At 41.3% G+C, this 8,836-nt stretch carries 12 protein-coding genes, 1 other RNA gene and 2 pseudogenes; 3 read left to right on the top strand and 12 right to left on the bottom strand.

Annotated elements, in window-relative coordinates:
• Both ACWB1W_RS05940 and ssrA read left to right on the top strand, forming a co-directional pair.
• Nucleotides 1-203: pseudogene (locus tag ACWB1W_RS05940) on the top strand (30S ribosomal protein S7); the annotation flags it as partial.
• Nucleotides 204-249: 46 nt separating this feature from the next.
• Nucleotides 250-595: a transfer-messenger RNA gene (ssrA, locus tag ACWB1W_RS05935) on the top strand.
• 130 nt (nucleotides 596-725) lie between these two features.
• Here ssrA and ACWB1W_RS05930 read toward each other — a convergent pair.
• The 8 genes and pseudogenes from ACWB1W_RS05930 to atpB form a co-directional block, all read right to left on the bottom strand.
• Nucleotides 726-1,250, bottom strand: a pseudogene (locus ACWB1W_RS05930) (helix-hairpin-helix domain-containing protein); the annotation flags it as partial.
• Nucleotides 1,229-1,966, bottom strand: a complete 738-nt coding sequence (gene cas6 / locus ACWB1W_RS05925) for a CRISPR-associated endoribonuclease Cas6 (RefSeq protein WP_479370462.1) — start codon at nucleotides 1,964-1,966, stop codon at nucleotides 1,229-1,231. The gene cas6 and the pseudogene ACWB1W_RS05930, both read right to left, overlap by 22 nt.
• A gap of 2 nt (nucleotides 1,967-1,968) precedes the next feature.
• Nucleotides 1,969-3,420: a membrane protein insertase YidC gene (gene yidC / locus ACWB1W_RS05920; protein WP_479370461.1), complete on the bottom strand. Its 1,452-nt coding sequence runs from the start codon at nucleotides 3,418-3,420 to the stop codon at nucleotides 1,969-1,971.
• A gap of 50 nt (nucleotides 3,421-3,470) precedes the next feature.
• On the bottom strand, nucleotides 3,471-3,677 hold the full coding sequence (gene yidD / locus ACWB1W_RS05915) for a membrane protein insertion efficiency factor YidD (protein ID WP_479370460.1): 207 nt from the start codon (nucleotides 3,675-3,677) through the stop codon (nucleotides 3,471-3,473).
• A gap of 2 nt (nucleotides 3,678-3,679) precedes the next feature.
• Nucleotides 3,680-3,823, bottom strand: a complete 144-nt coding sequence (gene rpmH / locus ACWB1W_RS05910) for a 50S ribosomal protein L34 (RefSeq protein ID WP_010880061.1) — start codon at nucleotides 3,821-3,823, stop codon at nucleotides 3,680-3,682.
• Between the two features lie 39 nt (nucleotides 3,824-3,862).
• The gene (gene atpE, locus ACWB1W_RS05905) at nucleotides 3,863-4,162 is read right to left on the bottom strand and encodes an ATP synthase F0 subunit C (protein WP_479370459.1); all 300 of its coding nucleotides are present in this window, start codon (nucleotides 4,160-4,162) and stop codon (nucleotides 3,863-3,865) included.
• 17 nt (nucleotides 4,163-4,179) lie between these two features.
• Nucleotides 4,180-4,584, bottom strand: coding sequence for a universal stress protein (locus ACWB1W_RS05900; RefSeq protein WP_479370458.1), 405 nt, complete (start codon nucleotides 4,582-4,584; stop codon nucleotides 4,180-4,182).
• A 1-nt stretch (nucleotide 4,585) separates the two neighbouring features.
• Nucleotides 4,586-5,236: a F0F1 ATP synthase subunit A gene (atpB, locus tag ACWB1W_RS05895; RefSeq protein ID WP_479370457.1), complete on the bottom strand. Its 651-nt coding sequence runs from the start codon at nucleotides 5,234-5,236 to the stop codon at nucleotides 4,586-4,588.
• A 49-nt stretch (nucleotides 5,237-5,285) separates the two neighbouring features.
• Here atpB and hisF point away from each other — a divergent pair, with 49 nt between their 5' ends.
• A complete protein-coding gene (gene hisF / locus ACWB1W_RS05890; RefSeq protein WP_479370456.1) occupies nucleotides 5,286-6,047 on the top strand; it encodes an imidazole glycerol phosphate synthase subunit HisF in 762 nt (253 codons plus the stop codon).
• Here the strand turns inward: hisF and ACWB1W_RS05885 are convergent.
• The 4 genes from ACWB1W_RS05885 to gmk are packed head-to-tail and all read right to left on the bottom strand — an operon-like array spanning nucleotide 6,037 to nucleotide 8,829.
• Nucleotides 6,037-6,801: a hypothetical protein gene (locus ACWB1W_RS05885; RefSeq protein WP_479370455.1), complete on the bottom strand. Its 765-nt coding sequence runs from the start codon at nucleotides 6,799-6,801 to the stop codon at nucleotides 6,037-6,039. The genes hisF and ACWB1W_RS05885 overlap by 11 nt on opposite strands.
• Nucleotides 6,802-7,986, bottom strand: a complete 1,185-nt coding sequence (locus ACWB1W_RS05880) for a L,D-transpeptidase family protein (protein WP_479370454.1) — start codon at nucleotides 7,984-7,986, stop codon at nucleotides 6,802-6,804.
• Nucleotides 7,983-8,198, bottom strand: coding sequence for a DNA-directed RNA polymerase subunit omega (gene rpoZ, locus ACWB1W_RS05875; protein WP_479370453.1), 216 nt, complete (start codon nucleotides 8,196-8,198; stop codon nucleotides 7,983-7,985). The genes ACWB1W_RS05880 and rpoZ overlap by 4 nt, the downstream gene beginning before the upstream one ends.
• On the bottom strand, nucleotides 8,182-8,829 hold the full coding sequence (gmk, locus tag ACWB1W_RS05870; RefSeq protein WP_479370452.1) for a guanylate kinase: 648 nt from the start codon (nucleotides 8,827-8,829) through the stop codon (nucleotides 8,182-8,184). Before gmk ends, rpoZ begins: the two co-directional genes overlap by 17 nt.
• Nucleotides 8,830-8,836: the final 7 nt, after the last annotated feature.

Genomic DNA, 8,836 nt, shown 5'->3' with positions numbered 1-8,836 from the left:
GGAGGCAGATAAGTTTAGCGATAAAGTGGCTGGTTGAGGCGGCGAGGGAGAGGCCTAGGGGAAGGGGGCAGTATACGATGATAGAGAGGTTGAAGGCGGAGTTATTGGATGCGTTGAATGAGAAGGGGGGAGCGTATAGGAAGAAGGAGGAGACCCACAGGATGGCACAGGCAAACATGGTCTTTTCCCATTTCAGATGGTAGGTCTTGAAAACTCCTCTCAATTGATATAAATTAAATAAATGCACAAGGGGGCGAAGGGATTCGACGGGGACAGGCGGTCCCCGAGGAGCAGGCCGGGTGGCTCCCGTAACAGCCACCGAAACACTTCCCGAAGCTGAACTCGCTCTCGCTGCCTAATTAACAGGCAGCGCGTCCCCGGAAGGTTTGCGGGTGGCCTTCCGGAGGGCGTCAGAGACACCCGCTCGGGCTGACCGGTTGCACGGGGCCGGTTAGCCGACACTCATCCCGTGCTACCTTCGGGGAGCTTGCCCGTGGGCAACCCGAAGGGAAACCCTAAACACGGGCTAAGCCTGTAGAGCCTCGGATGTGGCCGCCGTCCTCGGACGCGGGTTCGATTCCCGCCGCCTCCACCAAATAAAAAAGACATTTATCTCTCAAAATGCATTTATTACATAAAGGTTTTTTCATGCAAACCTCCTTTGCATGAACGTCAATAAGTGCGTGAAACTCCTTATAAATTTCTAAATCCCTCGGTAAGTTTTCTTCAAAAAGTGTCTTGATTTCTTCATAGGAACCCTCAATTCTCCAAAGCCTTTTTAAAAGCCTTTTTGTATAAGCATCAACTACAAAGGTTAACCTATCCGTTGCATAAAGAAGTATTGCGTCTGCAGTTTCTTTTCCTATTCCTTTTAACTTGAGGAGCTTTCTTCTTGAAACTTTTGAAAGCTCATCTATATTGTTAAACCTTCTTACGAAATTCTTCAAGTATTGCGCTTTCTTTTTATAAAATCCCGCAGGTTTTATTAAATTTTCTAATTTTTCCTCTTCAATACTTCTTATTCCTTTAAAGGATAACACTTTTTCCCTTTTCAAGTTTTCAAGGGCTCTTTCAACGTTCTTCCAAGCTGTATTCTGCGTTAGAATTGCACCTATAACAATCTCCTCCCTCGGGTCCGAGCCGTATTTTTTGTGATATTCGTAATCAACAGGCCACCAGTTCTGTTTCCCGTAGGTCTTTATAAGCTTTTCGTAAAGACCTAAGAGGTTTACCTTACCAGCTCCAGACATCCGAAGCCTTGATGTCTTCTGAATCCTAGTCCGTATTTGTATATTTCATTAAGGACGAAGGGGTCTCCCTCAAGCATAAAACTTCCCTGATAGGCAACTATCTTTATAATTTTTTCCTCTTCGCTGTTTCCTACCAAGTGCTTAACCACAGCCTTTTTCCCGACCTTATTTCTAAAGGAAAGCTCCGGAAGACCGTTGAATATATGTCTTAAGGAGAAACGTAGCTCCTTTGTAAACACGTTGTTGTCAAATACTATAAACGTATCACCGTCAGATTTTAATTCTTCCGGAAGAACGGGATGTTTGTCCTTCGTAACTACAACTATTGGGGAAAGGGTTCTAAAAACACACTTACTTTCTGAAAGAGGGTCTTCTTCAATAAGTTGAGTTCTTAGTATCCTCATAGAACCGTTTATGTATTTTCCCGAGAATTCTTTAATCTTTTTAACACCGTTGTAAAATCTCAAGAAAAAATCAGGACTTCCTGAGGAAACGGTGAGTATCGCTTTTCCGTTGTTGTAGAGTTTTTCCCCGTTAACCTTTATGTCCCCGAAAAATACACAAAAGGTAAAGGGTTTAAAGCTTCCTCTTCGGAATATTTTTTCGCAATAGTCTGCATCTTCCGATTCAAGAACACTTTTTATGAAGGATAAGAAGGAGCGCCTGTAAAATATAGACACTTCTTTAGGAACTTCTAAAAAAACCTTAACTCTCATAATCAGCCCCTTCCCTTCTTTTTATTGTCCGCCTTCTTCAGCAGAACATCCTTTATAAGATAATTCTGAGCTATGTTAAGTAAGTTATTCAAGGTCCAGTAAAGAACCAGTCCTGCGGGAAAGTTTATAAAGAGAAGGGTAAAAGCTACAGCGGTTATATACCCTACCATGGCCTGTTTAGGGTCGGGGGTCGGGGTAAGCTTTTGTTGGAGTATCATCGTAGCTCCCATGAGGATGGGAAGTATGTAAAAGGGGTCCTTATCCGCAAGACTCGGAATCCAGAGAAAACTGCTTACCTTCAGGTCAACGGTTATTATAAGGACTTTATAAAGTGCAAAGAAAACAGGGATCTGAAGAAGTAAGGGAAGGCATCCCGACATAGGGTTGAAACCCGTTTCCGCGTAAAGTTTCATCATTTCCTCTTGCATCTTTACGGGGTCGTCTTTATACTTCTGTTTTATCTTTTCTATCCTCGGAGCGAGTTCCTGGAGTTTCATCATGGATACAGTGCTCTTATAACCGAGGGGAAAGAGAACTATACGAACGAGAAGCGTTAAAACAACTATTGCAAGAACCCAGCTACCTGTATGTTCGTATATCCAGTAAAGGAACTTAAAGAGGGGTTTTACTATAAGTTTTAACTTTCCCCAATCAAGGACATCCTCAAGTCCGAGTTCCCTTAATCTTGCGTAATCCTTGGCACCTATGTAAATCTCCTTTGGAGAGTCGTAAAGGAAGAGGGAGAAACTCGTAAAGTTGTCTTTATATTTGACCTTGTAAACAAGGTGTTTTGTGTGTTCTTTCAGGCCTTTAAAGAAGTATCTACTTTCCTCTCCTCCGAATGCTATTTCCCCCGAAAAGTCATTAACACCTTTCAGCTCCTTTATATCATACCTTACAACCTCACCGTTTATCTTAAATACGGGTCCAACGTGGGTATAAAAAGCTTCATCATCCGGTGGACTTCCTATAAAGACCCAGAGAGGTTTATTAATACCTTTAAGTTTTAACTCAATAGCTCCATCTTTGTAGGTAAGAATTTTTCTAAACGGTAGTTCCTTATGTATTATCTCAACAATATTTTCCTTTTTTACGATTCTATACTCACCAAAATTTAACTTCCTGTCAAGGTCAGTATCACCCGTAAAAACTTCCAAGGGAAATATTTTGTAGGCTCTTTCAACTTCTGATATCAGATTAAAGCCGTATTTTTTATCAACAAACCTTATAATTTTCCCTCCCTTTTCTGATATTTCTAAGGAGTAATTTCCGAGCTTTACGTTAAAACTTTTCTTATACTCTTGTTTTTCCCTGAAAGTTCCCAGCATAAGCTGGGGAAAATTTACATTTTTTTCTTCGGACTTTTCCTTTTTCTCTTCTTTTTTTATAGGTTTCTGTTGAGGTTTAAAGTAATAACTGTAAAACAGCTCGTAACCGAGTATAAATGTGAACATTAAAACAGTGAAGATAAGGAATCTTTTCCAAAATTGGGAATCGTTGTCCATCATGGATAATCCACTCCTCCTTTAAAAAGGGGATTACACCTTAGAATACGTAGTATCGCCTTAAAGCTACCTTTTAATACACCGTACTTTTCAACCGCCAGGATAGCATACTCCGAACACGAAGGGTAATATCTACAAGAGGGAGGATAAATAGGAGATATGAATTTCTGCCAGAACCTAAGAAATAATATAAAAACCTTTTTCATACTTAAGGAGCTAATCTCTTTCTTCCCTTTCTCCTTCTCCTTGCTATTATCTTCCTTCCCGACTTGGTTCTCATTCTGGCGAGAAAACCGCTTTTTCTCTTCTTCTTCTTAATTGATATATGCGGTTTTAATCCTTCCGTTACCATATCTCTCCTCCTATAAAGGTAAAAGGAAGGGGAAAGGGCTTACACAACAAACAGGAGTATAAACGCTATGAGCAATCCGTAAAGGGCGATTGTTTCAATGAATGCGAGACCTATAAACATAAGGGTCTGTAGTCTACCACCTGCGTTGGGATTTCTCGCAACACCTTCCTGAGTTCCCCTAACGGCGTGTCCCATACCTACACCTGCCCCGAGTCCCGCAAGCCCGATTGCGAGACCTGCTCCCAGGTATAGTAGCCCCTTCTCTATTGACGCTTCCCCTTCTGCTGCCATCGCAAGTGCGGGCATCATAACGGTTAAGAGTGCGAGAAACTTCTTCATCGCCTACCTCCTTCAAGTTATTTGATTATAAGTGAAGCGGTATTAAGGTCGTCTATTATCTTACACAAGTAAGCTGAAGGGTAACAAGCCCACATAATTAACTCGTATTCCTTCCCCTCAACGAACTTTTTAACCTCTTCGTGAAGGGGACCCATCTTGTAGCTCACCCTCGGAAGCCCCTCAGAAGCGTACTTTTCCCAATTTTCTTTAAGCTTTTTCTCAATCCTTCTCACAGCCTCGTTCTTCACGTCGGGAGGTACGGGCATGCCGAAGGCCGTGCTTCCTCTCTCAAGGTGGTATAGGTCCTCAAGGACTACAAGGACTTCAAGCTCAGCACTCAGTTTCCGGGTAAATTCAACCGCAAAGCGGAGAGCTCTCTCACAGTCCGAGAAGGTATCCGTGAAAACGAGCAATACCTTCATCTTAATGCTCCTCGTGTGCTACAGCTCCGGCGATGTAGACGACAGAAAGTATCATGAAGATGTAAGTCTGTATAAATATTGCGAGAAACTTTATCGCTATTACGAATATAAGCACCGGCGGTGATACAACTAAGGTAAAAGGATTCTTTATAACGAGACTTGCGAGGGTTATAAGGAGTAGTGCTCCCGCCTTCATGTTTGCGAATAACCTGAGGGATAACGTTATGGGTCTTGCTATGTGGGATATTATCTCAACGATGAAGAAGAAAGGAGCCATCAGGGGAATCGGTCCCATAAAGTGTTTGAGATATGCGAGTCCGTTTTCTCTAAATCCCTCAAAGTGGTAATAGAAGAAAACGAGGAGTGCTATAGCGAGGTTCGTATTTATGTTGGCGGTAGGTGATTCAAAACCCGGGACCATACCGAGTATGTTTCCGAAGAACACAAAAACACCTATGGTAGCTATTAACGGGACGTATTTCAGACCTTTCTCACCTACGTTTTCCAGAAGCATATTCCTGACGAATCTTATATATCCTTCGAGGAGAGCCTGATATTTTGTAGGTTTAAGGGAAGGTTTTCCGCCTTTAAGAATCACGACAAGGGCTATGGCTATGCTTATAAGTCCAGAGACTACGTGTGAGTACTCCATTTCCTTACCCCGTTTGCTTAATGGCTTAGAAGATTATAACATAAAATCCATGCTCGCAAAGCGAATAATTCCCTGTCTTGACGTTGATAAGGGCAGGGTCGTAAAGGGTGTGAAGTTCTTAAACCTCAGGGATGCGGGAGACCCCGTAGAAGTTGCAAAGAGGTATGAGGAAGAGGGGGCGGACGAGCTCGTTTTTCTGGACATAACTGCTTCTGCTGAAGGAAGAGATATAATGCTTGAAGTTGTGAAGAGGGTTGCTGAAACCGTCTTTATGCCCTTTACCGTGGGGGGAGGTATAAAGAGTCTTGAGGATATGAGAAAACTCCTTGAGTCGGGAGCAGATAAGGTATCCATAAACACTGCTGCGGTTAAGAACCCGGACCTTATATACGAAGGCGCAAAGAGGTTCGGTTCTCAGTGTATAGTTGTAGCTATAGACGCAAAAAGAAAGGGAAACTCATGGGAAGTTTACATACACGGGGGAAGGACACCGACCGGAATTGACGCGATTGAGTGGGCAAAAAGGGTTGAGAGTCTTGGAGCCGGGGAAATTCTGTTAACGTCCATGGATAGGGACGGAACCAAGGATGGGTATGATATAGAGCTTAATAAAGCGGTTTCTGAAGCGGTTAACATTCCCGTTATAGCCTCCGGCGGTGCGGGAAGAAGGGAACACTTTTACGAGGTGTTTAAAGAGACAAAGGTTGAGGCAGCTTTAGCAGCCTCAGTTTTTCACTTCAGAGAGATATCAATCCCCGAGTTGAAGGAGTATCTGGCAAAAAAGGATATAGTTGTTCGTCTTACTTCCTGAGTAGACACTTTATTCTTTCCTTTCCCAACAGCCTTTCAGCTATGTATAACGCTCTCCTTTTTGCAACCTCTTCGTTTATATTCGGGTTTTTCGTTTTTCCGTCCGCCATCCCTATTATATCAATCTTTTCAAGCTTTCCTATTGCGGAAAGAACCTTTATGATTTCCTTTAAGTTTCTTAAGTTAAGGTCGTTTGTCGTTGTCTTTGCATAACCGAAAGTAAAGGAGTAAACGATTTTTACCCTCTTTTTTTTCTTTACTTCTTTCTTTTCCTTCAGCTCACCAACGGGAAAGCCTATTTTCCCTTTATGTTTTAACTTCACTCTGAGTTTTTCCGTCGGATTTAATGGGGGCATGGGAAACTTAACGCTTCTTTCGGATATGGAAAAGGGGTAAACAGAAAAAACTTCCTTTATCAGGGGTTTTTCACTCTTTATCTTCTCAACCTTTGCATACTCCTCAACGTAGGAGTTCTTAAGAGGTATAACAAGAAGCCAATCTTCTCTAAGGGGATCTTTTGTCTCCACGAGTATTCTTGCGTTATTTTCACTCTGCTTCACAGTTATAGCAAGGCCTTCTATAATTTTTCCACTTGTTGTGTATTCAAGGGGCAGGTAAAGAATCACATCCGTTCTTCTGAAAACTTTACCAGTCTTTTTCCAAACTTTATGTTTTATCTGAACTTCGTAATTGAGACCACAAAACCACTCGGAAAAGGCGAGGTCTAAAAAAAGTAGTAAAAGTAAAACAACCATTTAATTTAATTTTAAGAATTCTTCCGAAAGGATTTTGATAGCGTTGCCTTCCTTAATTAGATACATACGTTTTATTCCCTTGTCGGAATATGTGTCCGAACTGTACTCCTGAAGGAACTCAACGAGATAATAACGGGGTTCTTTATCCATGGGTTTTGAGAAAGCGAGAATGGTGAGGTTTGAGATATCAACGTTTATAAACTTCTTTGAGAGAATGGTCCTCTTTTTGTATCTTTTCCATTCCCTGAGTCCTCCTCCCTTCCATCTGAAGTTTTTTGAGTAAAAGGATATGAACCTATCGTAGTTTTTATTTTCCCAAGAGGTTTTCCAGTCTTTTATAAAGGCTTCAACATCCTCAAGCCTTAGCTTTCTTGGTATCACCTTGTATATACCTATTAACGTATTCTTTATGTTTATCTTTGGAACAATCTCGTTCTTTAACACTCTTGTTTCCGCTACAACGCATCCCCTTGTGCTGAACGGGAGCTTGTTTCTATCCTCCTCGTTACTCCCGTGGAGCCATATACCGCTTCCCGTCTTACCAAGGAGTTTATCGTAGGGATTGGGGTAGTTTAAGGCCACAGCTATCCCGCCGTATATTTCGGATAAAAACCTCGGGTCTATGAACTCTGTAAAGTAGTATAAACCCTCCGGGGTTCTCCCATCCCCTTCCTTTCTTTTATCTCCTAAATTCTTTCCCGTAGTTACTGGATACATATCCACGAGTTTATTTCCCTTAAATACGAAGAGGTATTGACTCATCTTCTCAACGAGGAACAGGTAATGGTTTTCGGGGTTTTTTACGATTACCGGAGGCTTTTTTTCAAATCTTTTTTTTAAAACCTCCGCTATCGCTTTTCTGTAAAACTCTCTATTTTCAACCTCCCTTATAAGAAAGTTAAATCGGTAGTAAGAAGGGTTATAGTAAGGGTTTAGCTTTATTGATTCAAGGTAATACCTTATAGCTTCATCTTTTTTCCCTTCCCTTTCAAGTATTAAACCCTTAGTGTAGTAATATATATAAGGCTCTACCTTAAGGTCTAATGTTTCAAAGTAAGCCTTTAGAACTTTAAGTTCCAATGAATTTGTTTTCCCTTCGTAAAGTTTCTTAAAAATCTCTTTTAAGTTTCCCCTTTCAAGTTCAAGGGAAGCAAATGTAAAGGATATAAGGAGAAGAAGAATCATTTCTCTTCTTTTCGCCTTATCACTTTAACCTTATTCTCAGCTATATCTTCTATTGCCGCAAAGGTTTTTTTTAAGTTTTCTTCGCCTCTTGTTACGAAGAAGTCATCACCTTCCTGCAGAAGCTGGAGTGTTCTCTTGACTGCAGCGTGGACCAGTTCATACCTTGATTCAACATTTTTCAGAGCTTCTTCTATTTTAGGTCTTCTTGACATAACACTTACCTCCTTTAAGAAGATTTATAACTTCTTGATTCAGATGAAGTTTTTCAAGATTATTAAGTATACTTTTCCGTGAAACCCTATGGGAAACAATTATGGATTTCACCTTCTCAACCGCAGAGGTGAGAAAGTCGTTAACAACTATGTAATCAAAGTATCTAGCACAGGGAATCTCTTCACCTGCGGTTTTTAGCCTTTTTTCAATATTTTCGTCCTTATACCCTCTTGACTCTATCCTCCTCTTTAGCTCTTCAAGGGATGGGGGGAGAAGAAATATGGTTATCGTATCCGGTCTTAGCTCCTTTACCTTAAAAGCCCCCTGTACGTCTATTACAAGAAGAGCATCCTTTCCCTCTTTAAGAATCCTCTCTATATCCTTTTTCGGAGTTCCGTAATAGTTTCCATAGACGTTCGCATACTCTAGAAAAAAGTCTTCCTTTATCTTTTTTTCGAACTCCTCTTTTGTTATGAATACGTAGTCAACTCCGTTTTTCTCATAGGGTCTCGGTTTTCTCGTTGTGTAGGTTATAACCTTCTCCAGGTTATCAATCTCACCAAGAAGCTTTTCCGCTACCGTTGTTTTTCCCGTTCCGGAGGGGGCGGATATAACGAAGAGCTTTCCCATCTTATCA

It is taken from the genome of Aquifex sp. (assembly GCF_056494385.1).
The sequence above is the reverse complement of the archived record's forward strand: the minus strand, read 5'-3'. Positions and strand labels throughout refer to the sequence as shown.